At 43.5% G+C, this 25,648-nt stretch carries 20 protein-coding genes; 2 read left to right on the forward strand and 18 right to left on the reverse strand.

Annotated elements, in window-relative coordinates:
* Window positions 1-103 precede the first annotated feature (103 nt).
* The 9 genes from greA to dnaK form a co-directional block, all read right to left on the reverse strand.
* Entirely contained in the window at window positions 104-580 is a 477-nt protein-coding gene (gene greA, locus GQA99_RS15425) for a transcription elongation factor GreA (protein WP_160055279.1), read from the reverse strand.
* 225 nt (window positions 581-805) lie between these two features.
* Entirely contained in the window at window positions 806-4,027 is a 3,222-nt protein-coding gene (gene carB, locus GQA99_RS15430) for a carbamoyl-phosphate synthase large subunit (RefSeq protein ID WP_160055281.1), read from the reverse strand.
* A gap of 22 nt (window positions 4,028-4,049) precedes the next feature.
* Window positions 4,050-5,207 (reverse strand): glutamine-hydrolyzing carbamoyl-phosphate synthase small subunit, encoded by a 1,158-nt coding sequence (gene carA, locus GQA99_RS15435; protein ID WP_160055398.1) that lies wholly within the window; start codon window positions 5,205-5,207, stop codon window positions 4,050-4,052.
* A gap of 172 nt (window positions 5,208-5,379) precedes the next feature.
* Window positions 5,380-6,192, reverse strand: coding sequence for a 4-hydroxy-tetrahydrodipicolinate reductase (dapB, locus tag GQA99_RS15440; RefSeq protein WP_160055284.1), 813 nt, complete (start codon window positions 6,190-6,192; stop codon window positions 5,380-5,382).
* Window positions 6,193-6,265: 73 nt separating this feature from the next.
* On the reverse strand, window positions 6,266-6,883 hold the full coding sequence (gene bamJ, locus GQA99_RS15445; RefSeq protein ID WP_160055287.1) for a BamJ family beta-barrel-assembly machinery protein: 618 nt from the start codon (window positions 6,881-6,883) through the stop codon (window positions 6,266-6,268).
* A gap of 81 nt (window positions 6,884-6,964) precedes the next feature.
* The gene (locus GQA99_RS15450; protein ID WP_160055290.1) at window positions 6,965-7,771 is read right to left on the reverse strand and encodes a M48 family metallopeptidase; all 807 of its coding nucleotides are present in this window, start codon (window positions 7,769-7,771) and stop codon (window positions 6,965-6,967) included.
* A 105-nt stretch (window positions 7,772-7,876) separates the two neighbouring features.
* Window positions 7,877-9,109 carry a DEAD/DEAH box helicase gene (locus GQA99_RS15455; RefSeq protein WP_160055293.1) on the reverse strand — a complete coding sequence of 411 codons (1,233 nt, stop codon included), beginning with the start codon at window positions 9,107-9,109 and terminating at the stop codon, window positions 7,877-7,879.
* Window positions 9,110-9,218: 109 nt separating this feature from the next.
* Window positions 9,219-10,349, reverse strand: coding sequence for a molecular chaperone DnaJ (dnaJ, locus tag GQA99_RS15460; RefSeq protein WP_160055296.1), 1,131 nt, complete (start codon window positions 10,347-10,349; stop codon window positions 9,219-9,221).
* Window positions 10,350-10,460: 111 nt separating this feature from the next.
* Window positions 10,461-12,383, reverse strand: a complete 1,923-nt coding sequence (dnaK, locus tag GQA99_RS15465; RefSeq protein WP_160055299.1) for a molecular chaperone DnaK — start codon at window positions 12,381-12,383, stop codon at window positions 10,461-10,463.
* A 645-nt stretch (window positions 12,384-13,028) separates the two neighbouring features.
* Between dnaK and GQA99_RS15470 the strand changes: the two genes are divergently transcribed.
* Entirely contained in the window at window positions 13,029-13,364 is a 336-nt protein-coding gene (locus GQA99_RS15470; protein ID WP_160055302.1) for a hypothetical protein, read from the forward strand.
* Window positions 13,365-13,432: 68 nt separating this feature from the next.
* On the opposite strand, the gene GQA99_RS15475 is transcribed toward GQA99_RS15470, so the two are convergent.
* The 4 genes from GQA99_RS15475 to GQA99_RS15495 form a co-directional block, all read right to left on the reverse strand.
* Complete coding sequence (locus GQA99_RS15475) at window positions 13,433-14,707, reverse strand: glutamate-5-semialdehyde dehydrogenase (protein WP_160055305.1); 1,275 nt, start codon at window positions 14,705-14,707, stop codon at window positions 13,433-13,435.
* Between the two features lie 10 nt (window positions 14,708-14,717).
* Window positions 14,718-15,827: a glutamate 5-kinase gene (gene proB / locus GQA99_RS15480; RefSeq protein ID WP_160055308.1), complete on the reverse strand. Its 1,110-nt coding sequence runs from the start codon at window positions 15,825-15,827 to the stop codon at window positions 14,718-14,720.
* A gap of 180 nt (window positions 15,828-16,007) precedes the next feature.
* Entirely contained in the window at window positions 16,008-17,297 is a 1,290-nt protein-coding gene (locus GQA99_RS15485; protein WP_160055311.1) for an NCS2 family permease, read from the reverse strand.
* A gap of 1,122 nt (window positions 17,298-18,419) precedes the next feature.
* Complete coding sequence (locus tag GQA99_RS15495; protein ID WP_160055317.1) at window positions 18,420-19,961, reverse strand: M17 family metallopeptidase; 1,542 nt, start codon at window positions 19,959-19,961, stop codon at window positions 18,420-18,422.
* Between the two features lie 164 nt (window positions 19,962-20,125).
* Here GQA99_RS15495 and GQA99_RS15500 point away from each other — a divergent pair, with 164 nt between their 5' ends.
* Complete coding sequence (locus GQA99_RS15500) at window positions 20,126-21,589, forward strand: aminoacyl-histidine dipeptidase (protein WP_160055319.1); 1,464 nt, start codon at window positions 20,126-20,128, stop codon at window positions 21,587-21,589.
* A gap of 63 nt (window positions 21,590-21,652) precedes the next feature.
* Here GQA99_RS15500 and dinB read toward each other — a convergent pair whose 3' ends face one another.
* From dinB to GQA99_RS15525, 5 genes are all read right to left on the reverse strand, one after another.
* The gene (gene dinB, locus GQA99_RS15505) at window positions 21,653-22,732 is read right to left on the reverse strand and encodes a DNA polymerase IV (protein ID WP_160055322.1); all 1,080 of its coding nucleotides are present in this window, start codon (window positions 22,730-22,732) and stop codon (window positions 21,653-21,655) included.
* Window positions 22,733-22,866: 134 nt separating this feature from the next.
* Window positions 22,867-23,334: a bacterioferritin gene (bfr, locus tag GQA99_RS15510; protein ID WP_160055325.1), complete on the reverse strand. Its 468-nt coding sequence runs from the start codon at window positions 23,332-23,334 to the stop codon at window positions 22,867-22,869.
* A gap of 11 nt (window positions 23,335-23,345) precedes the next feature.
* Window positions 23,346-23,816: a bacterioferritin gene (gene bfr, locus GQA99_RS15515; RefSeq protein WP_160055328.1), complete on the reverse strand. Its 471-nt coding sequence runs from the start codon at window positions 23,814-23,816 to the stop codon at window positions 23,346-23,348.
* Window positions 23,817-24,039: 223 nt separating this feature from the next.
* A complete protein-coding gene (gene nqrM / locus GQA99_RS15520; RefSeq protein WP_160055331.1) occupies window positions 24,040-24,264 on the reverse strand; it encodes a (Na+)-NQR maturation NqrM in 225 nt (74 codons plus the stop codon).
* 333 nt (window positions 24,265-24,597) lie between these two features.
* Window positions 24,598-25,611, reverse strand: coding sequence for an FAD:protein FMN transferase (locus GQA99_RS15525; RefSeq protein ID WP_160055334.1), 1,014 nt, complete (start codon window positions 25,609-25,611; stop codon window positions 24,598-24,600).
* Between the last annotated feature and the right edge of the window lie 37 nt (window positions 25,612-25,648).

Genomic DNA, 25,648 nt, shown 5'->3' on the forward strand with positions numbered 1-25,648 from the left:
CATGTAGTAATAAAAAAACACTTACTGTGAGCAGTAAGTGTTTTTAGTCAATCGCATAATTTAAAAAACGTAAAATGCAGCTTTAACGGCTGATTACGTGCCATTAAATATATTGTACAGACATGATTTCGTAGTCAGTTAAGCCACCCGGCGTAGTGATTGACACTTCATCGCCTTCACTTTTACCAATTAATCCACGCGCAATCGGTGAATTAACTGAAATGAGGTTTTGCTTAATGTCTGCTTCATCATCGCCCACAATACGGTAGGTCATTTCAGCGTCTGTATCGATGTTTAAAATCGTAACGGTTGTGCCGAAAATAACTCGCCCCGTGTTTTGCATACTCTGTACATCAATAATTTGGGCATTAGAAAGCTTGCCTTCAATATCACGAATACGCGCTTCACAAATACCTTGTTCTTCACGTGCTGCATGATACTCAGCGTTTTCTTTTAAATCGCCTAATTCACGAGCCGATGCGATGGCTTCTGTAATCTTTGGACGGCGATCAAATTTTAAAATTTCCAGTTCTTTACGCAATTGATCTGCGCCAACGACTGTCATTGGAACCTTACTCATAATGTCTTTGTCTCCTTTAAAAACAAAAGCATCCCGTGTTAGCTAATGCCAACACAGTGAAAATTCAATTGGAAATACGCAATCGAGTTTGGTTGCGTCTTTGGGATGCATCTCTTCGATGATTGCAGACAGCTTACCTAAGCTTTTAACGACTTGCTAGTGGTCCATCATCAAAATGTCATAAAAAAGGTCGCCATATGGCGACCTTTTAGTACGCTTTATGGTTTAGCCAACAATACGCTTATGTAGCTCTTGTACCGAACTCACTTTTACGCGGTCATCGGCAGCGTGCGCAAGGCAAGTTGCAAATGCAGCGTTAAGTGTGGTGGTGTAATTCACTTTATAACGTAATGCACCGCGGCGAATTTGACGCGAGTCTTCAATTGCTTGACGACCTTCGGTGGTATTAACGATGTAAGTGTATTCACCATTTTTGATACGGTCTAAAATGTGCGGACGGCCTTCATGTACCTTGTTAACTAAACGTGGATTAATACCCGCTTCGCCCAAGATAATGGCAGTACCGTGAGTCGCATCAATTTCGTAGCCTAATTCAATCAGCTTAGACGCTAAATCGGCGACACGTTTTTTATCGCTGTTACGTACAGACAATAACGCGCGACCTGATTTTGGCACTTCAGATGTAGCACCAAGCTGAGCTTTTGCATACGCTTCTGCAAACGTATCGCCCACGCCCATGACTTCGCCTGTTGAGCGCATTTCAGGGCCTAACAATGGATCAACACCTGGGAATTTATTAAATGGCAATACCACTTCTTTAACCGAGAAATACGGTGGAATCACTTCTTTAGTAAAGTTTTGTGCTTTTAAGCTTTGACCGGCCATAACACGTGCAGCGATTTTAGCTAACGGTACACCAGTGGCTTTTGACACAAACGGCACAGTACGTGCGGCGCGAGGGTTAACTTCAATCATATAGATTTCGTTATCTTTTACCGCAAACTGCACGTTCATTAAACCAACTACGCCGAGTTCAAAAGCAAGTTTTGTCACTTGATCACGCATTCTGGCCTGAATATCGGCACTTAATGTGTAAGGCGGTAAAGAACAACCAGAGTCACCTGAGTGCACACCGGCTTGTTCAATGTGTTCCATGATAGCGCCAACCACCACAGTTTCACCATCACATACCGCATCAATATCCACTTCAATTGCGTCATCTAAGAAGTGATCAAGTAACACTGGTGATGCGTTAGACACTTTAACGGCTTCGTTGAAATAACGTAGCAAGTCTTGTTGGTCATATACGATTTCCATCGCACGGCCGCCCAACACATAAGATGGACGAACCACTAACGGATAACCAATTTTTTCAGCTTCAATCACTGCACTTTCAACCGTGGTTACGGTCGCATTTTGTGGCTGTTTCATGTTTAAACGCTGGATCGCTTGTTGAAAACGTTCGCGGTCTTCTGCACGGTCGATTGCATCTGGGCTAGTACCAATAATCGGTACACCAGCAGCTTCAAGGGCACGAGCAAGTTTTAGTGGCGTTTGGCCGCCGTATTGCACAATGACACCTTTTGGCTTTTCGATACGCACAATTTCAAGTACGTCTTCTAGGGTTACTGGCTCAAAATACAAACGGTCAGACGTGTCGTAATCGGTTGATACGGTTTCAGGGTTACAGTTAACCATAATGGTTTCGTAACCGTCTTCACGTAATGCAAGGGCTGCATGAACACAGCAATAATCAAACTCGATACCCTGGCCAATACGGTTTGGGCCACCACCTAACACCATGATTTTGTCACGGTTTGATGGATTAGCTTCACATTCTTCTTCGTACGTTGAGTACATGTAAGCAGTGTCTGTTGAGAACTCAGCAGCACAAGTATCTACACGCTTATATACAGGGAAGATTTCATGACGGTGGCGTAATTTACGAACTTCAGCATCGCTAACACCTAATACATCAGCAAGTCGTGCATCAGCAAAACCTTTACGCTTTAACTTACGTAAAATGTCTTCGTTTAAACCCGACATGCCTAATTCCGCCACTTTGGCTTCATCTGCAATAAGGTCTTCAATTTGAATTAAGAACCAGTGATCAATATTGGTCAACTTGAAGATTTCATCGCGCGATAAACCCGCACGGAATGCATCAGCAATGTACCAAATACGGTCGCAGCCAGGCTCTTTAAGCTCAAGACGAATGCGCTGTAAACCTTCTGCAGACTTATAATCAACGATGGAGTCAAAGCCATTACGTCCAACTTCAAGACCACGAAGCGCTTTTTGTAACGATTCTTGGAAAGTACGGCCAATGGCCATGACTTCGCCAACCGATTTCATTTGCGTGGTTAAACGGTCATTAGCACCGGCAAATTTCTCAAAGTTAAAACGCGGCACTTTGGTTACAACATAGTCAATGGCTGGCTCAAACGATGCAGGTGTTTTACCGCCAGTAATGTCGTTGCTTAACTCATCTAAAGTAAAACCAACCGCTAACTTGGCAGCAATTTTTGCAATAGGGAAACCTGTGGCTTTAGAGGCTAATGCAGATGAGCGCGATACACGCGGGTTCATCTCAATAATCACCATTCGGCCGGTATTAGGGCAAATACCAAACTGCACGTTTGAACCGCCCGTTTCAACACCAATTTCACGCAGTACTGCTAAAGAAGCATTACGCATAATTTGGTATTCTTTATCGGTTAAGGTTTGTGCAGGAGCGACGGTAATCGAGTCACCAGTGTGCACACCCATTGGGTCAAAGTTTTCGATAGCACATACGATAATACAGTTATCGTTGCGGTCACGAACCACTTCCATTTCGTATTCTTTCCAACCGATTAGCGATTCATCTATCAATAATTCGTTGGTTGGCGACAAGTCTAGGCCTTGAGAACAAATCTCTTCAAACTCTTCCTTGTTGTAAGCAATACCACCGCCACTGCCACCCATAGTGAAAGAAGGACGAATAATACACGGGAAACCCACCATGTCTAATACGCCGTAAGCTTCTTCCATTGTGTGTGCAATACCTGCTCGTGGGCAGTCCAAACCAATGGCTTTCATTGCTTTGTCAAAACGGCTACGGTCTTCAGCTTTATCAATTGCATCTGCCGTAGCGCCAATCATTTCAACGTTAAATTCTGCGAGTACGCCCATTTCTTCAAGCTTGAGCGCGCAGTTTAATGCAGTTTGTCCACCCATCGTTGGTAGAATCGCATCTGGACGTTCTTTAGCAATAATGTTGCGTACCACTTCCCAATGAATCGGCTCAATGTAAGTTGCATCGGCCATTTCAGGGTCAGTCATGATGGTGGCTGGATTAGAGTTCACCAGAATAACGCGATAGCCTTCTTCACGAAGGGCTTTACAGGCTTGCGCACCTGAATAATCAAACTCACATGCCTGACCAATGACAATTGGGCCGGCACCGAGAATTAGAATACTTTTAATATCTGTACGTTTTGGCATTGCGTCGTCTACTCCCAGATAATTACTTAGCGTGCTGACGGTATTGTTCAATAAGCTCGATAAAATGATCGAACAACGGTGCGGCATCATTTGGACCAGGGCTTGCTTCAGGGTGTCCCTGGAAGCTAAACGCAGGTTTATCGGTTAAGTGAATACCTTGAAGCGAACCATCAAATAATGACTTATGAGTCACCTTAATATTGGCAGGTAAAGTGGTTTCATCTGCAGCAAAACCGTGGTTTTGGCTGGTGATCATCACATTGCCTTTTTCAATATTACTCACAGGGTGGTTTGCACCATGGTGACCAAATTTCATTTTTAAGGTTTTCGCGCCAGACGCTAATGCCAGCAATTGGTGACCTAAACAAATACCAAAAACAGGAACTTCTGTTTTTAAGATTTGTTGAATGGCTTCAATTGCGTAGTCACATGGCTCTGGGTCGCCAGGACCATTTGACAAGAAGACCCCGTCTGGGTTCATCGCCAGTACTTCTGCAGCAGAGGTTTTTGCAGGCACAACCGTGACATCACAACCACGGTCAACAAGCATGCGTAAAATATTTCGTTTTACACCATAATCGTAAGCCACAACTTTGTATTTAAGCTCAGACTCTGGCGTATCAGACGGTAAACCACCGACTAATTTCCAGCTACCACTACGCCATTGATAGGCTTTATCGGTAGTCACTTCTTTTGCTAAATCCATGCCTTTTAAACCAGGGAACGCTTTTGCTTCCGCCAGGGCTTTTGCTTCGTCTAGGTCTCCCACCATAATACAACCGGCTTGAGCCCCTTTTTCACGCAAAATTCGAGTTAGTTTGCGAGTATCTATATCCGCAATCCCGACAACATTATTCGCTTTTAAATAATCGCTTAATGATTGTTGATTCCGGAAATTACTCGCCATAAGCGGTAAGTCACGAATGATTAAGCCACATGCATGAACCGAATCCGATTCTGTGTCTTCATCATTGGTCCCTGTGTTACCGATGTGAGGATAGGTTAATGTTACTATTTGGCGTGAATATGAAGGATCCGTAAGAATCTCTTGGTATCCTGTCATTGAAGTATTAAATACTACTTCACCAACAGAGATGCCTGTAGCACCAATTGCGGTGCCAGAGAATACGGTTCCATCTTCGAGTACGAGTAAGGCAGACTGTGTCAACGCGACCTCCAGAAAAGAGCCAAGCCACTGAAATTATGTGTTTTTATTTTGCACTAAGATACCAATTTCCGTGTCATTACGAAATTTTGACAAATTCTGACGATTATATAAGAAATTGGTAATAGCGTCTATATTATGCTGGATTGTTTTCAAAAAAAAACACCACGAATGGTGTTTTTCATTGTTAATGCAAACCAAGCACTTGCTGCATGTCATACAGACCTGCATTTTGATCTGAGAGCCAATAAGCCGCTCTCATCGCCCCATTTGCAAAGGTCATTCGACTCGATGCTTTATGGGTTATTTCTAACCGCTCGCCTATATCAGCGAACATAGCGGTGTGTTCACCGACTATATCGCCCGCGCGAACAGTCGCAAATCCTATGGTGTTTCGATCGCGCTCACCGGTAATGCCTTCTCGGCCATACACAGCACATTGCTCTAAATCACGACCTAACACATCAGCAATCACCTCGCCCATTTTCAATGCGGTACCAGACGGCGCATCCTTTTTATGGCGATGATGTGCTTCGATTATTTCGATATCGGTATAATCGCCCATGACTTGTGCGGCTAGCTCAAGTAGCTTCCACATCACGTTCACACCAACAGACATGTTTGGCGCCAACACCACAGGGACTTGTTCAGAATAAGCGTTAATTTGCTCTTTTTGAGCATGATTAAAGCCTGTGGTACCAATCACAATCGCTTTGCGGTTCTTGGCACACCAATCGAGGTTAATAATTGACGACTCTGGCGAGGTAAAATCAATCAGCACGTCAAAATCATTAACCACTAAATCAAGTGAATCAGTGATCGTCACATTCATGGTGCCCACGCCAGCCAGTTCACCAGCATCCACACCAATGAGACTTGAACCTGTACGTTCAATCGCGGCACCCAATACGATGAGATCTTGCTGCTTAGCGGATTCTATTAGTGTACGGCCCATACGGCCACTGGCACCAACTACAGCAATTTTCACTTTAGCAGTCATATACTTCTCCCAGTGTTGACCGAAAAACAGCTTATACAAAAACGCCTAAGTTAACTTAGGCGTTTTTAATGTGTTAGATAATGTCTAACAACTCAACTTCGAATACCAAAGCTGAGTATGGCGGGATTGAAGCACCCGCGCCACGCTCACCGTAAGCTAAGTGGTGTGGTACATATAATTTAAGCTTAGTCCCTACTGGCATTAACTGAAGTGCTTCAGTCCAACCAGCGATAACACCAGATACTGGGAATTCTGCAGGCTGACCACGAGTCACTGAACTGTCGAACACGTCACCATTAAGGAAAGTACCGTGGTAATGAGTACGTACAGTAGAATCATATGTTGGCTTTTCGCCATCACCTTGTACTAATACTTCATATTGAAGACCAGACTCAGTAACTGTTACGCCGTCACGCTTAGCGTTTTCAGCTAAAAATGCATCACCTTCTGCGGTAGCGGCTGCAGCTGCAGACTCTTGCGCTTCTTGTAAACGACGGCTAATTTCAGTAAAAGCAACTTGTAACTCTTCCATTGTTACTTGGCTTTCTTTACCGGCAAATGCATCAGCAAGACCAGCTTGAACAGCAGGGATATCAATACCTTCAAAAGAGTTTGCAGCTAGTTGCTCGCCCATTTGACGACCTACACCGTAGCTTGCATGCTGTTCCATAGTGCTGAACAAATCTGACATAATAAAGTTTCTCTCAATAATTCATTAAAAATTCGCACAAGAGTTTATCACAATAATTAACGCTCATGTTGGCAAAAAACGTTATTTAACTTGAGCAATTTTACACTCAGTCAAAGACTGTTTTCTTGCCTGTGTATAAAGTGGCATCACTTGATCCTGTGCCGCTTGTAAGTCTTCAATACGATGGCTATGAGACGGGTGCGTTGACAGTAACTCAGGCCCTTGTGCCCCACCGGCTTTGGCCATGTTTTGCCATAAATTTATGCTCTGTGCAGGATTAAAGCCTGCCTTGGCCATTAACTCTAAGCCCACAATATCGGCCTCTGATTCTTGATTGCGGCCAAAAGGTAAAATAATCCCCACATTGGCGCCTAATCCCAGTGCTGCCATGTATAAGTCTTTATTGGCTACGCCAGACACACCAATCGCAGCATCGGCCACTTGCATCCCTAAACCGGTGAGTTGTGCGCGTGACACCTGCTCGTTACCATGTTGTGCTAATACATGCGCAACTTCATGACCCATTACGGTCGCAAGTTGATCTTGATTACTGGCCACTTTCAGTAGACCTGTGTAAACCCCAATGTGCCCCCCCGGTAGCGCAAAAGCATTAACCTGGTCGGATTCGAACAAGACGACATCCCATTGCAAAGATTGATCAGGCAAAACGGCAACAATGCGTTTTGCAACACAATTAACGTAGTCTGTTTGCGCTTTATTTTGACTGATTTTCTCGCTTTGCTTCATGGTGTCAAACGACTGTGCACCCATCTGCTGCATTTGCGCATCAGAAAACAATAAGGTTTGCCCACGTCCGGTCGGGGATTGGTTATTAACACATCCCGCCAATAATGCTGATACTACTAAGGCTAGTGCAATCGGTTTCATGGTATCGTCCTTTAACATGTATTGAGCCAAACTCAACCCTTAATCTGTTTATTTTATACTATTACTGAGGGCAATGGCACCACAGCAATGAGCGCTTAAGCGGGGTTATCGCGAAGATTTACGCTTACTAAAATCACTAATACTTCGTTTATTTGCCGTACGGCGGTTGGCTTGTTTATCGCGTGGCGCACGTTTGCTGTTATCACTAACGGCTTTATCTGTAACAGCAAAACCGCTAAGTTCATTTAACGGTAATGCTTGTGCAGTGAGGATTCTTATCGCGTCTAGGTAATCCATTTCGGCATGGCTCACTAACGATACAGCAACACCACTAAGCCCTGCTCGCGCCGTACGTCCTATACGGTGCACATATACAGAGGCTTGTGGTGGTAAGGTCATATTAATCACGACAGGTAGTGCATCAATATGAATACCACGCGCGAGCACATCGGTAGCCACTAAGACATTAAGTTGCTTATTTTTGAACAAGGCTAATGTTTGGCTACGCAGCGTTTGCTCTTTATCGCCGTGCAATGCTGCACAGCTAATACCAGCCTTAAGCAGTTTTTTACATAATCCATCGGCATCATCTTTGGCATTAACAAAAACCAAAACTTGTTGCCATTGATTTTTCGTAATGAGCTGAATTAACGCCTGGGCTTTGCTGCCTTTATTGACGTGGTAAAGCGTCTGAGCAATATCATCTACTGCACTGTTCAATGCCTGAGCTTCAATACGCAGGCTTTTTGTTGATAAGAGTTGCTCAGCTAATTCATTTAATGCCGTTGGCATGGTGGCCGAAAACAATAATCGCTGCCCAGCGGGCAGTGCTGTAATGATGGCCTTAATGTCATTAATAAAGCCCATATCAAGTAACCTGTCGGCTTCATCGAGTATCAAGCTTTGCACATTACTACATTGAATTACACCTTGTTGTATTAACGCCAGCAAACGCCCTGGAGTGGCCACAATCACATTAGCGGGCATGCTTAATCGTTCAATTTGCAATTCAATCACTTCACCACCACACATTACATCAACTTGCAGATGTAATGGGTTAGCTAATGGGGTTAAGTTTTGCATAACCTGAGTGGCAAGTTCTCTCGTTGGCACCACAACTAGCGTTGATAAACCTGAAATACCTTGCTGACTCATTCGCTGCAAAATAGGCAAACCATAAGCATAGGTTTTGCCGCTACCCGTTTGCGCTAAAGCCAATACATCCTGGCCATTCAATATGGCCGGGATCGCCACTTGTTGAATACGACTTGGCTCAGTAATACTGGCTGGTAATGCTTTCAATAGCGTAGCGCTGAGTGAGAATTGAGAAAATAACATTGATAACGCCTAATAATGACTACGAACTGAAGATGGCCTATTGTACACGTCAATAAAAAAGGCTGCTTACCAAAGTAAGCAGCCTTTCATAGTCGCTAAGAGGTTGCGATTAACTGTTTAAGTCTTGAAAGAACTTTTTTACGCCATCAAAAAAACCTTCAGCTTTTGGGCTGTGCTTTTTTGATTCGCCAGTTAATGTCGCTTCAAACTCACGCAACAATTCTTTTTGTTTCTCATTCAAGTTAACCGGAGTTTCCATCACCACTTTACACAGCAAGTCACCTACTGCGTGGCTGCGGACCGACTTAACACCTTTACCGCGTAAACGGAACATACGCCCAGTTTGGGTTTCTGTTGGTATTTTAAGGCTCACTTTACCATCAAGTGTTGGTACTTCAATTTCGCCGCCCAAAGCCGCTTTACTAAATGAAATAGGCACTTCACAGTATAAGTTGTTAGCATCACGGGTAAAGATTGCGTGTTCACGCACACTGACCTGAACGTATAAATCACCAGGAGGTGCACCAAACTCGCCCGCTTCACCTTCACCAGTTAAACGAATACGGTCACCGGTATCAACCCCAGCAGGAATTTTAACAGACAGCGTTTTGCTCTTTTCAACACGGCCTTCACCATGACATTTACCGCATGGGTCTTTGATAATTTTACCGCGACCATGACAGGTAGGACAGGCTTGCTGCACCGCAAAAAAGCCTTGGCGCATTTGCACTTGGCCTTGGCCATGACAGGTACCACATGTGGTCGCCGAACTGCCTTTTTTAGCACCGCTGCCATCACACAGATCACACGCGGCCAGTGTTGGAATACGTAACTCTTTCGTTAAGCCACGTACGGCTTCTTCTAATGACAATTCTAGGTTGTAACGTAAATCGCTGCCGCGTGCAGCTTGTCGTTGCCCGCCACCACGACGACCGCCACCAAAGATGTCACCGAATACGTCGCCAAAGATATCGCCGAAATCACCTTGACCACCGCCGTGTCCACCACGATTAGGATCAACACCGGCATGACCAAATTGATCATAAGCCGCTTTCTTGTCACTGTCGGTTAAAATTTCGTACGCTTCTTTAATTTCTTTAAAGCTGGCTTCAGCGGCTTTGTCACCCGGATTACGATCTGGGTGAAACTTCATCGCTAAGCGCTTGTACGCTTTTTTAATTTCGCGTTCACTGGTGTCACGTCCAACACCGAGAACTTCGTAATAATCACGCTTTGACATAGTGTTCTGTTTCTCGAAGGTATGAGTAAGTCGCTAAACTTAATTTATACAAACGGGCGTGTGAGGATAACCCCAACGCCCGCTTCAATGGTAACTAACTGAAATGGTTAATTACTTTTTGTCGTCTTTTACTTCTTCGAACTCAGCGTCAACAACATCATCAGCAGGCTTTGATTGACCAGCATCGTGTGCTTGGCCTTCTGCGCCGCCTTGAGCTTGCGCTTTAGCTTGAGCAATTTCCATTAACTTAGCAGACGCTTCTATAAGTGCCTGAGTGGCTGTGTCCATTGCTTCTTTATCTTTGCCTTTGATAGCAGTTTCTAGCTCAGTGATTGCCGCTTCAATCTTTTCTTTTTCGTCGCTGGCTAAATCGTCGCCCGCTTCTTCAACTTGCTTCTTAGTTGCGTGTACTAAGCCATCAGCCTGGTTACGTGCTTGAACCAACTCTTCAAACTTGGCATCTTCGTCAGCGTGAGCTTCTGCGTCACGAACCATTTGTTCTACTTCTTCGTCTGATAGACCAGAGTTAGCTTTAATGGTGATGTTTTGCGCTTTACCGGTTTTCTTATCGGTTGCAGATACTTTTAAGATACCGTCTGCATCGATGTCAAAAGCCACTTCAATTTGTGGTTGACCACGTGGTGCAGGCTCAATCCCTTCTAGGTTAAATTGACCTAGAGATTTGTTGTAGCTCGCTTGCTTACGCTCACCTTGAAGTACGTGAATCGTTACCGCACTTTGGTTGTCGTCTGCTGTTGAGAACGTTTGGCTTGCTTTAGTCGGGATAGTGGTGTTCTTCTCGATAAGCTTAGTCATTACGCTACCCATGGTTTCGATACCAAATGATAACGGTGTTACGTCAAGTAATAGTACGTCTTTTACTTCACCAGAAAGTACACCAGCTTGAATAGCCGCGCCTACTGCAACAGCTTCGTCTGGGTTAACGTCTTTACGTGGCTCTTTGCCGAAGAAGTTTGTCACCGCTTCTTGTACTTTAGGCATACGAGTCTGACCACCAACTAGAATCACTTCGTTGATGTCTGATACTGATAAGTCAGCATCTGCAAGTGCCACTTTTAACGGCTCTAATGTACGTTGAATTAAGTCTTCTACTAATGACTCTAATTTAGCACGAGTGATCTTAACCACTAAATGCTTAGGACCTGTTGCATCTGCAGTGATGTAAGGCAGGTTTACTTCAGTGTGGTTAGTGCTTGAAAGTTCGATTTTTGCTTTTTCAGCCGCTTCTTTCAAACGTTGCATTGCTAACGGATCTTTGCGTAGATCTAAGCCCTGGTCTTTTTTGAATTCATCAGCTAAATAGTTGATTAAACGGTTGTCAAAATCTTCGCCACCTAGGTGAGTGTCACCATTGGTTGCTAATACTTCAAATGTTTGGTCGCCATCGTTGCTGTCGATTTCGATGATAGAGATATCGAATGTACCACCACCTAAATCGTATACCGCAACAATGTTGTCGCCTTGTTTCTTGTCAATACCGTACGCTAACGCAGCCGCTGTTGGCTCGTTGATAATACGCTTAACATCTAGACCTGCGATACGGCCAGCATCTTTCGTTGCTTGACGTTGTGAATCGTTAAAGTATGCAGGAACGGTAATAACCGCTTCGGTAACTTCTTCACCTAAAAAGTCTTCTGCAGTCTTTTTCATCTTTTTCAAGATTTCAGCAGAAACCTGTGGTGGCGCCATTTTATTGCCACGAGATTCAACCCACGCATCGCCATTATCTGCTGCGATAATTTTGAATGGCATGATGTTAACATCACGTTGAACTTCGTCATCTTTAAAACGACGACCAATTAAACGCTTAATAGCAAAAAATGTGTTTGCAGGGTTAGTCACTGCTTGACGTTTTGCTGGTTGGCCAACAATCGTTTCTTCATCGGTATAAGCGATGATTGAAGGCGTTGTACGATCGCCCTCTGCGTTTTCAATTACGCGTGCTTTGCCGCCATCAAGGACAGCCACACAAGAGTTTGTCGTGCCTAAGTCGATACCAATAATTTTGCCCATGGGGTCCTCCAGAATTGACGCTATTACGTCACAAATATGTTATTTGATGTTGATATGGGGATGAACAACGTATTTTTCAACCTGTCGGTTGCTAAATTGGCTGTTCACATTTAGCCACTCATATCAGCCTTGATACCTATATTGGGACAGCAAAATGAATTACAAGGGTATTGATAAAAAATTTATGCCATTTTGCTGATATACCCAAACAACCTGAAGATGCTCGATTTCAGCAAGAATTTACACGCGTTTAGGCAAGGCATTGATTGCGGGTAATGGTTGTTCCCTTTCCAAAATCAATAACGCAGCATAAACGCGTGTAAAACTTGCCCTTTGGGAGTTTCACCGTGTTTCCCTGATTATTAAATCAAGAGCGTTGTTGCGCTAATTTATAAGGTGCCTACATTACCGCATTAACGCGCCTAGTATTGAAAACACGGTGAAGCTCTGAAACACGTATCTTCAAGTTGATTGGGTATATGAGCCGAGTCCATGCGGGTATCAACAAAGGTTTAGCTGGGGTTATTGCCCAGACAAAATGAATTTTAAGCGTATATCCTGCTAAATGTTTGATAAAAAACAGTATCAGAGTTATAACAGAATGTAAGGAAATAAAGGCCAAGCGGAAACAGAGGATATGCGGCAATGGGACTGCCAAGGTGGAATTTAAGCGACAGCGCTGAAAGAAAACTACGCATTGTTATTTTAACAATTGTAGGCTTAATTATGGCCTATGAAAAATTTTACGGTGTCAGTAGTACCCAATACCCGGCAATGTACTTATGTGTATTTGCCCTTATCGCAACCTTTATGACCAATGCAATTCAACGCCGTTATTTTACTTATGTCATGGAATACGCTCAAGCTTTTCGCATTGTTGCCATTCTAATGACCTGCGCCTTTTTCATCATTTGGTTATTTACCACCTATGAGCGCTTTACCTTACCAGCCACACCAAGCCACCTTATTTACACTTTATAAGCGATGATTTGCACAATAAAACAAGGGCGCTAACTTGCGCCCTTATGGTTTGAGCTAATTAATATATTTTATTGCCTGCTAGTATAATCGCCCCAGGCAAGCCACTTATAAGTGGTTAATGCATCGAGTGCCATCGGTCCGCGCGCATGCAATTTTTGCGTACTCACCGCAACCTCTGCACCTAAACCGAATTGAGAACCATCGGTAAAACGAGTACTGGCATTGACATAGACAGCAGCAGAATCAACCTGATTCATAAAGTGGGCTGCTGCGTGTATATCGTCAGTTAAAATTGCCTCAGAATGACCACTCGAATATTGCCTAATGTGCTCAACAGCTGCATCGATATCATTCACCACTCTTATGCCTAACGTGAGTGATAACCACTCAGTTGAAAACGATTCGTCGTGCGCTGGTGTCACATCAAAACCTAAGTCATCTAAATACGGTAATGCATGAGCACAGGCGTGAAAACGTACGCCTAGCGAATGTAGATGCGAGGCGATATTAGGGATAAATGCTGCGGCAACATCCTGGTGTACTAATAAGGTATCTAATGCATTACACACAGTAGGCCGCTGCACTTTTGCATTCGCGATAACATCGATAGCCCGCACTAAGTCTGCTTGTTTATCGACAAACAAATGACAAATACCAATGCCGCCTAAAATCACCGGAATACTCGACTGCTCGGCACATAAACGTTGCAAGTTTTGCCCTCCACGAGGAATAATCATGTCGACGTATTTATCTAAGCGCAGTAAACCGCTAACAATGCTTCGGTCAGGTGAGTCAATCAGTTGTACTGCATCCTGGGGTAACTTTTGACTTGCTAACGCTGAGCGAATAACCTCACTTAATACTTTATTTGATGTGAGCGTTTCTTTACCACCGCGTAAAATAACCGCATTACCGGTTTTAAGGGCTAACACCGCAATATCGACAGTCACATTAGGCCGAGCTTCATAAATCACCCCAACCACACCTAGTGGCACACTACGACGCGTTAACCGTAAGCCGTTATCAAGCACGCGGCTTTCAGCTTCATTTCCAACGGGGTCGGCAAGTGCTATCACGTTATCAATATCAGCAATAATCCCTGCCAGACGGCCTTCATCAAGCATTAACCGATCAATCATTGCCTCGGTTAAACCATTACGTTTCGCATTGGCAACATCTTGCGCATTAGCATGTAATATTTGCTCTTTATGCTCGCCCAATTGATGGGCTATTTCGGTTAACAAAGCCGATTTTTGCTTGGCCGATAATGCCGCTAACGTAAAACTTGCGTTTTTTGCGCGCTGACCAAGTTGGGTTAAATATTCTGTTTCGGTGGCAGACATATGCTTATCCTTAATTATCGAGTACAACCATATCATTACGATGAATGATGGCATCTCCGTAGTCATAACCTAGCAAAGGCTCAATATCATTTGAGTGCTTGCCACTAATTTTAGTTAAATCGTTAGCGCAGTATCGGCTCATCCCTTTGGCCAATATTCTTCCTTGTTGATCGACAATTAATAAGGTGGCTCCACGTTCAAACTTACCTTCTACAGCGATGATCCCTTTAGACAATAAACTGCGACCATTTGCCACCACCGCAGTAGATGCCCCTGCATCAACAATTAACTTACCTTGAGTGGCCGGGCCCGCTAAAATCCACTGCTTACGGCTTTCTAACGGATTTTCGATAGCACTAAAATGGGTACCAACAGATTCTCTAGCGGCAACTTTGGCAATCACATCTGGGTGATGGCCCGACGCAATCACCACTTCGATCCCCGCACGACGAGCGATATCGGCAGCCTCTAGCTTGGTAGCCATGCCGCCAGTGCCTAACCCCGACACTGAGCCGCCAGCTAATAAACGTAAACTGTCATCGATATTGGCCACTTGCTTAATCAGTTGAGCATCTGGGTTAGTACGCGGATCTGCATCAAACAAGCCTTTTTGATCGGTCAATAAAATCAGCAAGTCAGCATCACATAGCAAAGCTGCACGTGCAGATAAGTTATCGTTATCACCAACTTTAATTTCATTGGTCGCCACGGCATCATTTTCGTTAATAATCGGGATAATATTGTGAGCTAATAAGGCATTTAAGGTGTCTCGCGCATTAAGGTAGCGCTCACGGTCCTGCAGATCGGCACGGGTCAGTAATAATTGCCCCACATGTAAACCGTAAATACTAAACAGTTGCGACCAGGCTAAAATTAACTGACTTTGGCCTACTGCGGCCAGTAATTGCTTATTGGCCATGGTGTCGGGAAATACCGGGTATTGTAAGTGTTCACGCCCAGCGGCTATTGCACCAGATGTACACAATACTACCTCAACGCCGGCTCGCATTAACATGGCCATTTGCCTCGCTAACTCTACCATATGCGCTTTATCAAGCTTTTTACTGCCCGATGTCAGCACACTCGTCCCCAACTTCACCACCACACGCCGATAACCCATGACTTCACTCAGTTAACTAAAATATTCGAATTATTTTTATACCCAATAAAGTGAATAATTCATAGTGAAAGCCGCTAATACAGGGCTTTTTTTATTTTTAAGCCATAAAAAAGGGGCCACAGGCCCCTTAAGTCATTTGTGATACAATAAGCTCACCGCGTAATGATGTTGATGGCGAGATTAGCTATAAGCAAATTTAACCAAAAATAATCCAGCAACAACGAGCACTCCAGCATTCAAATCTTTAAAGCGACCGGTCAGCAATTTGATCACCGCGTAAGAGATAAAACCAAGACCAATCGCATTGGCGATGGAGAACGTTAATGGCATAAGCAGACACGTCACGACAACAGGCGCCGCTTCGGTTAAATCTTCCCACTCAACATTAACTAAGCCTGACATCATTAAAATAGCAACGTAAAACAATGTTCCAGCAGTGGCATAAGCAGGCACCATACCCGCTAAAGGCGAAATAAATAATGCCGCAATAAACAACAGTCCAACAATAACAGCCGTTAAACCGGTACGTCCGCCAGCACTCACACCTGCTGTACTTTCAATGTAACTGGTCGTGGTTGATGTACCTAGCGCCGCACCTGCTATAGTTGCCACACTGTCTGCAGTTAATGCTCGTTTAACCCTTGGTAAACGACCTTTTTCGTCAAGTAAACCGCCACGTTGAGCCACTGCCACTAAGGTGCCAGAGGTATCAAATAGGTCGACAAATAAGAAAGCAAAAATAACCGACAACATGCTCACTTCAAGCACGCTAGACAAGTTCATTTTCATGAAGGTTGGCGCAATAGAAGGCGGTAATGAAACCAAGCCATTATATTGCACATCGCCAAATAACAAACCTAATACCGTCACAATTAAAATGCTAAAGATAACCGCCGCTTTTAAGCCGCGCTGTACCATCGCAATAATTAAGAAAAAGCCTAATGCCGCCATTATTGCAGGGAATGAAGTAATGTCTCCCATCGTCACTAATGTGGCGGGACTTGCCACCACAATACCGGCACTTTTAAGGCCAATAAGCGCTAAAAACAACCCAATACCTGCAGCAATACCAAAACGCAATGACATCGGGATGCTGTTAACAATCCACTCACGGATTTTAACCAACGATAAAATTAAAAAGCACACGCCAGACATAAACACCGCACCTAATGCGGTTTCCCAGCTATAGCCCATCTCACCCACTACTGTGTACGTAAAAAAGGCATTCAATCCCATGCCAGGTGCCAACGCAATAGGATAATTGGCTAACAAGCCCATCACCAAACAACCTACCGCAGCGGCTAAACAAGTAGCAACAAATACTGCGCCATGATCCATTCCGGCGTCAGCTAACATCATTGGGTTAACAAAAATAATGTATGCCATGGTTAAAAATGTCGTTATACCTGCGACGACTTCTTGCTTCAGGTTGGTGTTGTGCTCTTTTAATTTAAATAGTTTTTCTAACATGGAACAGGGTTCCTTGGGTAAGGGTTAAAATTAAATAATTGCTTTATTGAAATAGGTAGGATTTAGGCGATTCATTAACCGTGACTAAAATCATAAAATTAGCGTCAAGAAAGCTGACTAACGTTATATACCCAAACAACCTGAAGATGCTCGATTTCAGCAAGAATTTACACGCGTTTAGGCAAGGCATTGATTGCAGGTAATGGTGTTCCCTTTCCAAAATCAATAACGCAGCATAAACGCGTGTAAAACTTGCCCTTTGGGAGTTTCACCGTGTTCCCACTACGTTGTTGCGCTAATTTATAAGGTACCTACATTACTGCATTAACGCGCCTAGTATTGAAAACACGGTGAAGCTCTGAAACACGTATATTCAAGTTGATTGGGTATAGGACGTGGATTATAAGTACTTACAGAGATGATAGCTATAATTGGCCATTTTGTTGAAAGATTACAGTGTTTTATATAGCGGACTAAACATTCGAGATAAATTACAGGCAAAAAAAAGCCTACTCAGAAGAGTAGGCAGACATGTTACAAGCATCCCATATGGGGAAAGGAAAGCTAGCACCACTTAACGTGATGTGGCGATAAATTAATTAATTTACCACCTTGTCTAAAACCGTCAAACGAGACGAACAAAAGGTTGATGGATATTAAAGCTACTTTAAGAGGGTCAATTCTTAAAATTTCATGGCGAAAATACCGCCACGTAAAACTGATACATCAGCAAACCAAGTGTTTTGCCAATAAATTTTGCTGTTACCTGTATAAGACATGGTCTTCTCCTGAATAAAGTTAAGTTGCATAAACCTAGTAAAGCTTGGCTCGGTTCCTTGGAACGTACATTTCTCAAATCCGTTGAGACAACTTGTCACTCAGATCCCTGGAGGCTATATCCATCCTGGATTAACTAGAGCCGAAAAGCACATTGCTTGTCGACGAAATGAATTATACAAAATCGTAATTTAATTACAAGTATTATTTGCTTTAATTCACAAAAAACGCTTAAAAAGTGATTTTATTACAAACGTTTCGTATTGAAACTATGTACAACTATTGTTAACCTAATGTAACCAGGTAACAAAAATCAATAAAAACAGCTAATTAAAACCAATACCATCACACATCAACGAACTGTAATAAAGCAACCAAAGGGTTCGCAGTTGGCTTACCGTAAAGCGGATCGGCCTCAACAGCACTGCCTGCGATATCAATATGAGTAAATGCCAGCGATGTTTGCTGTAAACCAGACGCTTTTAACAAGAAAGCCGCAGGATATTGATGACCGCGCGCAGTAATCGATGACGGACCATTATTCGATGACACCACATCGGCCGCACCATTCTTGTCTGCAACTTTGTCAAAGTCTTCTGGGCGCAAGCGCGACACTTCAAATGGTTCTCCCCATTGTTCACCTACATCGGCCAACAATGTTGCTAAGCCCTGTTGCTTAGCCACATTATTTTCAACTAGCGCGGTGTAACCGCCATAGGCTCTCACTACATGCCCTGTTAGCGTTGCAACCGAAAATAATTGTGGATTAACCGCCTGTTCTGCTTGAATACGTAAATGCGACAGTAAATCGGCAAGCACTAAACGTCCTTCTGCATCGGTATTGCCTATACGAACTCGCACACCTGCATGGCTAGTGATAATTTCGTCAGTGACAAAGGCATCACTACCGATACTGTTTCTAACTAACCCAAGCTCAGCAACCACTTTAATCCCCTTAGGTTTAATAATCGATAATGCTTTCATTAATCCCGCTACAGCTGCGGCACCACCTTTATCACGACTCATACCCGCCATAGAGCCTGCCACTTTTATGTCAGCGCCGCCCGTATCGTAAACAACCCCTTTACCGGCAAAGTATAAGGTTTTAGTTATGTTTCCCTCGCCGACATATTCTAGTTTTACCACCCGAGGATGATGGCGTGCAACATCAAACGAGCTTCTACCGACAGCACTTAATAATGGGTAGTCACTTTTTAATTGCTCAACCTGATCAATCACCGACACCGCTAAACCACTACCAGTAAAAGCATCGACACAGTACTGAGCAAAACCCATGGCAGACATACGTTCGGGTTCAGTACCGCAGAGATCACGTGCTAATACACGCCCAGATTCTGCGGCATTAATCAACATACTGTGAGATGCGCTATTAAGCAGACCGATTGCGGTAAAACTTGGGGCTAATGACTTTGCTTCACGCGCTTCTAGTGGTTGCCATAACTCTTGGCCGCACGCCAGTGCCGCAACTTGCAGTGCATATTGATAACGTTTTTCGCTCACAGCAGGGACAACAAGCAATGGTCTAGTCGCGCCTGCAGCTTTTGCAATAGCAATACCTTCACGCGCAGCTTTGGCAAATACACGCACATCGTTATAAGAGTTATCGGCATCTACAACCGGCGAAATAATTAAACGTCCACCGGCCAGGCCCGGCGCGAACAGTAAAGTCGCACTTTTGCCCACACGCATATCAATTTGGCTAGCATGAGCTGCCAGTAAATTAATTTCATCTTGCTTAATATCAGCAAGGCTCGGCGCAATAACGACCACAGCATCCCAACCTTCACCTTCGAAAATCGCTTCGTCACTGGTGACATCAATAAAAGGCACTTGAAATGCTTGCGCAGTTTGATTTATTTGAGTCATAAAAATCCTTATTCAACACCAGAGTTACTGGTTCATATTTATTTACAGATTTGTGGCCTAAACCTTGGCAAATTGGTGTGGCAATATCAAGTAACGCCGCAGAATATGTTAAAATATTTGTATCATCTGTCGTATCCGACTGAATTCTTCATAGAGGGCGTTTCGTGACTGCATTAACTCAATTATATCCTCAGCCTCTTTGGCAATGGTTTGAACAAATTTGCGCTATTCCACATCCTTCAAAACATGAGCAGGCCTTATCACAACATATTCAACAATGGGCAAAAGCCCAAGGGCTTGCTGTTGTTGAAGATAAAGTCGGCAATTTAATTATTCGTAAACCTGCAACCCCAGGTATGGAAAATTGCAAAACCGTCGTGCTGCAAGCACACATCGATATGGTGCCGCAAAAGAATGCCGATAAAGTACATAATTTTGAAACCGATCCAATCGAAGCCTATGTTGATGGTGACTGGGTTAAAGCCAGAGGCACAACTCTAGGCTCTGACAATGGTATTGGTATGTCGTCTGCGTTAGCCGTTCTTGGCAGCTCTGACATTAAACATGGTCCACTAGAAGTCTTACTGACCATTGATGAAGAAGCTGGCATGACCGGAGCATTTGGCTTAGAGGCCGGCTACCTTGATGCAGACATTCTAATTAACACCGACTCTGAACAAGAAGGTGAAATCTACATGGGTTGTGCCGGCGGTGTAGACGCACAAATTAGTGTACCTATGTCTTGGCAAGCACCAGAGCAAAGTAATGCCAGTTTCTCAATGACCCTATCTGGTTTAAAAGGCGGCCACTCAGGGGTAAACATTCACCTAGGACGAGGCAATGCCAATAAATTGCTAGCTCGCTTTTTGTTTAAATACAGCGATGAGCTAGCCATTGAACTGGTTAGCTTTACGGGTGGCTCACTGCGTAATGCCATACCACGTGAAGCCAATGTGACCTTTATGCTACCAAGCGAAAATGTTGCAGCACTTAAGCAGGCGATAGAAACTTTCCAAGCTTTAGTGCGCGAAGAGTTAGCCATTGCAGACCCAGGCATGTTACTGACCTTAGCTGAGATTGCCGCACCAACAAAAGTGATGGGCGAAGATGCGCAAAATACCTTAATCGATTTACTTCATGCCAGCCCCAATGGCGTTATCCGCATGAGCGATGAAGTGGAAGGTGTCACCGAAACGTCACTCAATATCGGCGTGATTAGCACTGAAGATGAAAGTGTTGAAATATTGTGCCTTATCCGCTCATTAATCGACTCTGGCCGAGAAGAAGTTGCCGGTATGCTGACTGCATTAGCTAACCTTTCTGGCGCAAGTATTGATTTAAGCGGCGCTTACCCTGGTTGGAAGCCAGACACCAGCTCGCCGGTCATGGCCATCGTGCGTGACACCTATAATGATATTTATAAGAAAGACCCAACCATTATGGTTATCCATGCCGGTCTTGAATGTGGTTTATTTAAAGAACCGTATCCGCACATGGACATGGTATCGATAGGCCCAACCATTCGCTACCCACACAGCCCTGATGAAATGGTGAACATCACCACGGTTGGCCAATACTGGGAATTATTATTAGCCGTGCTAGCACGTATTCCTGCAAAAAATGCGTAATGTAAATAAACTCAATTGATAATAAAGGCGACATTGATGTCGCCTTTATTGTTTCTGCGCTATCTAAAATGCCAAGTCGAGCTGAGTCAGGCTGTCTGCGGCCTCATTGGCTTTAGTCACTGTCATGTCTGCTAGGCCAATACTCACACCTATTAATCTTATTCCACGACCTTCAGCGCGTAATAACGCTTGTTCGAGCAGTTGGTAAAACACATTCACCGATATCTCACCACTGCGCTGTTCGATGGTGGTTTGTTTAAAGTCATTAAACTTGAGTTTAACCACTTGCTTGTTCACCATGCGGTCTTTAGCACTGCGCTGTACCCGCGCGCTTAATTCCTGGATAAGTTGCGGTAAGACTTGATGGCATTGCTCTAGAGTGAATATGTCTTTGGCTAAGGTGGTTTCAACGCCAACAGACTTACGCACTCTGTGTGGACTTATTTGCCGAGTATCAATGCCCTGAGCACGCTCAATAAGCACATGGCCAAACTTGCCAAACGCTTCAATCAGTTTCACTTTGGGGTATTGCTGTACATCAAAGCAGGTGACTAAACCAATATCAGCCAGTTTTTGCGACGTGACCTTACCAACACCAGGAATTTTGCTCAAAGGTAAGTCTTTAACAAAATCGCTGATTTGATTTGGGGTTATCACATATTGGCCATTCGGTTTGTTTAAATCCGAGGCAATTTTGGCTAGAAACTTAATCGGTGCAACCCCGGCTGAAGCGGTTAATCCTGTAACAGCAAATATCTCATCGCGTATAGCGTTAGCAATTAAAGTGGCACTGCCTTTATGTTCGGTACAATCGGTGACATCGAGGTAGGCTTCGTCTAACGATAATGGTTCGACTAAATCGGTATAACGGTGGAAAATCTCACGTATTTGCATCGAAACCGACTTGTACACATCCATTCGTCCCGGCACTAAAATTAACTGTGGGCACAGTTGCAAGGCATGATAGCTCGACATTGCGCTGCGCACCCCAAATTTACGCGCCTCATAACTGCAGGTACTTATCACACCGCGGCGATCACTTCTGCCACCGACAGCAATGGCTTTTCCTCGTAACTCAGGAAAGTCGCGCATTTCGACCGCAGCAAAATAACAATCCATATCGATGTGAATGATTTTACGCATTCTGTGACCATCAGTGATTAACTTAACGACAATATTATCACTGTATATAAAAACAGTACACCATCATTATCTCAATCACAGAGACAAAAAAGCCCAAACTGAATTGGGCTTCTTTAAGTATAAGCTAACAATAATTACATTTTAGTTTGTAAGTAATTCTGCAAACCAATGCGTTCAATAAGGCCTAACTGCTTTTCTAACCAGTACATGTGATCTGATTCTGTGTCATCTAACAACACTTCTAGAATTTCACGGGTTTGGTAATCTGCTTTTTCTTCACACAGTTTTATCACACGGCGCAAATCATCTGCCACTTTGTATTCGTAATCTAGGTCATTTTTAAGCATTTCTTGCACATCTTTACCGATGTTTAATGCTTCACGGCTTGCCACATCTGGAGTGCCTTCTAAAAATAGAATGCGCTGAACAAGCTTTGCCGCATGTAACTTTTCATCGTCAGATTCATGCAAAATGCGGGTATACAATTCATTAAATCCCCAATCTTCGTACATGTGAGCATGCACAAAATACTGGTCCATTGCTGATAACTCGCCAGTTAACAATAAATTTAGGGCGTCAATTACTTCAGGATTGCCTTTCATGATAAGTCCTATTAGTCGTTAATTTGTGATTGAAGGTAATTTTGAATACCGGTTTGGCTAATAAGTCCTTGTTGAGACTCAATCCAATCTAAATGCTCTTCTTCGTCTTCGAGCAGCTCTTCAAGCATGTCGCGGCTGACATAGTCTTGCTCTGTTTCGCATACATTAATCGCTTCGCGTAAAATAGCAATTTGCTCAGTTACTGCCGCCATATCACAGCTAAGCATCTCTTGGGCATGTTCACCAATGCGCAATTTATCTAATTGCTGCAAGTTAGGTAAACCTTCAAGAAACAATACCCGTTCAATCAACTTGTCAGCATGCTTCATATCTTCAATCGACTTTTTGTACTCTTTCTCATTCAGCTTTTCTAAACCCCAGTGCTTAAACATGCGCGCATGTAAAAAGTACTGGTTAATGGCTGTCAGTTCGCAAGTCAGTACACGATTGAGTTGACTGATGACTTTAGGATGACCTTTCATAGCAATGTCCCTTGATAAATAGTGTGATCTCGATCGATTTCATACAGGATAGAACACTGTAGATACAAAGGCAAATTTTCCTTTATTTTTCACAAGCTTACAATTGATAACCATTATCATTATAACTAAGTTTTGTAACACGACTCGTTATGAACCCCATAAAAAAAGCCTTCATAATGAAGGCTCTTTACATTGTAAGCTCTAAAATTAGCAGCAATACAGATTAAATGATTCTATTTTGGTTGAGCATGTCTTTACGCTCTTGTTCTTTTTGCATGCGGAGTTTGCGCGCATCACAAGGATTGTCACAGTCACAGGCCTTCTCAATACCTAACACACCTAATCCACCGCAACTGCCTTCTACCGCTTTTTTCTTCACGATATAGCCAACAGACATTAATAAGAAAAATAATAGTAACACCACAAACGCAGCAATAAATGTGCTCATTACGAACTCCAATTAACTCAATCTAGCCTAGTTCTGACCTAATCGTCAGCTATATATACCCAATCAACCTGAAGATGCTCGATTTCAGCAAGAATTTACACGCGTTTAGGTAAGGCATTGATTGCAGGTAATGGTTGTTCCCTTTCCAAAATCAATAACGCAGCATAAACGCGTGTAAAACTTGCCCTTTGGGAGTTTCACCGTGTTCCCACTACGTTGTTGCGCTAATTTATAAGGTACCTACATTACCGCATTAACGCGCCTAGTATTGAAAACACGGTGAAGCTCTGAAACACGGATCTTCAAGTTGATTGGGTATAACCCTGTTTTAGGTTATTTTACATATGCTTTAAATGCATCGCTGTAATAGACCTTAAAACCTTTGTCCTGTTTTTCAATCAGCATTATTGCTAAATTTTTCTCTTTAGCAAGTGCCAATGAAGCTTGTGTACCTAACACCATCATGGCGGTAGCATATCCATCTGCGGTCATACAACTAGAGTGTAGCACGGTTGCAGAAGCAAGTTTATGCTTAATAGGATATCCGTTACGAGGATCGATTAAATGTGAAAAGCGTTCGCCATTTTCTTCATAAAAGTTACGATAATCTCCTGATGTTGCCAATGACATGGTGCCGGGCTCAATCACTTGCTGTACTGCCTGGCCTTCATCGGTCGGTTGCTCGACCGCAATACGCCATGCGATGCCGTCAGCTTTGGTGCCTTTAACATTTAACTCGCCACCAATTTCGACTAAATAGCCACTGACATCATACTTGTCTAAAATTGAGGCAATTTTATCAACCCCAAAACCTTTGGCAATAGATGATAAATCGACATATAAGCCAGCATTGTGTTTAGTCAATGTGGTGCCGTTTATGGCAAGCTCATTAATGCCCATTTTCGCTTTAGCTGCATCTATCTGTGTTTGGGTCGGTACTGAGGTTGGTCGTTTATCCGGTCCAAACCCCCATAAATTAACCACTGGCCCTAAAGTGATATCTAACGCACCGCCAGTTTCTTGATACAAACGCATACCTTCATTAATCACTTTAAGGGTATCGGCAGACACTTTAACACTTTGCTGCACTTGTAATTGATTGAACTTCGACAATTCGGAATCATTGCGATAAGTCGACATTTGGTCGTTAACCACCTCTAACGCCATGTCGATTTCGGCCTGTAATAATTGCGCTTCAGGCAATTTATCATTTGGCACCACTTTGATGTGGTAAGTGGTCCCCATCGTACTACCCGATAAGGCAATCACAGGCTCTGGCGTGCTGCAGGCGCTCACGCAAAAAAGCAATAAGGCGGTTAATAATAACTTGATAGCATTCACGGTCATTTCAAATTTACGCTGGTTAAAGGAATAAAAAAAATTG

Source organism: Shewanella litoralis (genome assembly GCF_009828585.1).
Classification (GTDB): Bacteria; Pseudomonadota; Gammaproteobacteria; order Enterobacterales; family Shewanellaceae; genus Shewanella; species Shewanella litoralis.

What these genes read in the sequence shown, in the direction of transcription:
- carB (WP_160055281.1), bottom strand. Translation starts at nt 4,027, where the DNA reads ATGCCAAAACGTACAGATATTAAAAGTATTCTAATTCTCGGTGCCGGC.
- greA (WP_160055279.1), bottom strand. Translation starts at nt 580, where the DNA reads ATGAGTAAGGTTCCAATGACAGTCGTTGGCGCAGATCAATTGCGTAAA.
- GQA99_RS15455 (WP_160055293.1), bottom strand. Translation starts at nt 9,109, where the DNA reads ATGTTATTTTCTCAATTCTCACTCAGCGCTACGCTATTGAAAGCATTA.
- GQA99_RS15475 (WP_160055305.1), bottom strand. Translation starts at nt 14,707, where the DNA reads ATGTCTGCCACCGAAACAGAATATTTAACCCAACTTGGTCAGCGCGCA.
- bamJ (WP_160055287.1), bottom strand. Translation starts at nt 6,883, where the DNA reads ATGTCAGATTTGTTCAGCACTATGGAACAGCATGCAAGCTACGGTGTA.
- bfr (WP_160055325.1), bottom strand. Translation starts at nt 23,334, where the DNA reads ATGAAAGGCAATCCTGAAGTAATTGACGCCCTAAATTTATTGTTAACT.
- GQA99_RS15495 (WP_160055317.1), bottom strand. Translation starts at nt 19,961, where the DNA reads ATGACTCAAATAAATCAAACTGCGCAAGCATTTCAAGTGCCTTTTATT.
- GQA99_RS15485 (WP_160055311.1), bottom strand. Translation starts at nt 17,297, where the DNA reads ATGTTAGAAAAACTATTTAAATTAAAAGAGCACAACACCAACCTGAAG.
- dnaJ (WP_160055296.1), bottom strand. Translation starts at nt 10,349, where the DNA reads ATGTCAAAGCGTGATTATTACGAAGTTCTCGGTGTTGGACGTGACACC.
- GQA99_RS15470 (WP_160055302.1), top strand. Translation starts at nt 13,029, where the DNA reads ATGGGACTGCCAAGGTGGAATTTAAGCGACAGCGCTGAAAGAAAACTA.
- nqrM (WP_160055331.1), bottom strand. Translation starts at nt 24,264, where the DNA reads ATGAGCACATTTATTGCTGCGTTTGTGGTGTTACTATTATTTTTCTTA.
- GQA99_RS15450 (WP_160055290.1), bottom strand. Translation starts at nt 7,771, where the DNA reads ATGAAACCGATTGCACTAGCCTTAGTAGTATCAGCATTATTGGCGGGA.
- dapB (WP_160055284.1), bottom strand. Translation starts at nt 6,192, where the DNA reads ATGACTGCTAAAGTGAAAATTGCTGTAGTTGGTGCCAGTGGCCGTATG.
- dinB (WP_160055322.1), bottom strand. Translation starts at nt 22,732, where the DNA reads ATGCGTAAAATCATTCACATCGATATGGATTGTTATTTTGCTGCGGTC.
- GQA99_RS15525 (WP_160055334.1), bottom strand. Translation starts at nt 25,611, where the DNA reads ATGACCGTGAATGCTATCAAGTTATTATTAACCGCCTTATTGCTTTTT.
- dnaK (WP_160055299.1), bottom strand. Translation starts at nt 12,383, where the DNA reads ATGGGCAAAATTATTGGTATCGACTTAGGCACGACAAACTCTTGTGTG.
- bfr (WP_160055328.1), bottom strand. Translation starts at nt 23,816, where the DNA reads ATGAAAGGTCATCCTAAAGTCATCAGTCAACTCAATCGTGTACTGACT.
- proB (WP_160055308.1), bottom strand. Translation starts at nt 15,827, where the DNA reads ATGGGTTATCGGCGTGTGGTGGTGAAGTTGGGGACGAGTGTGCTGACA.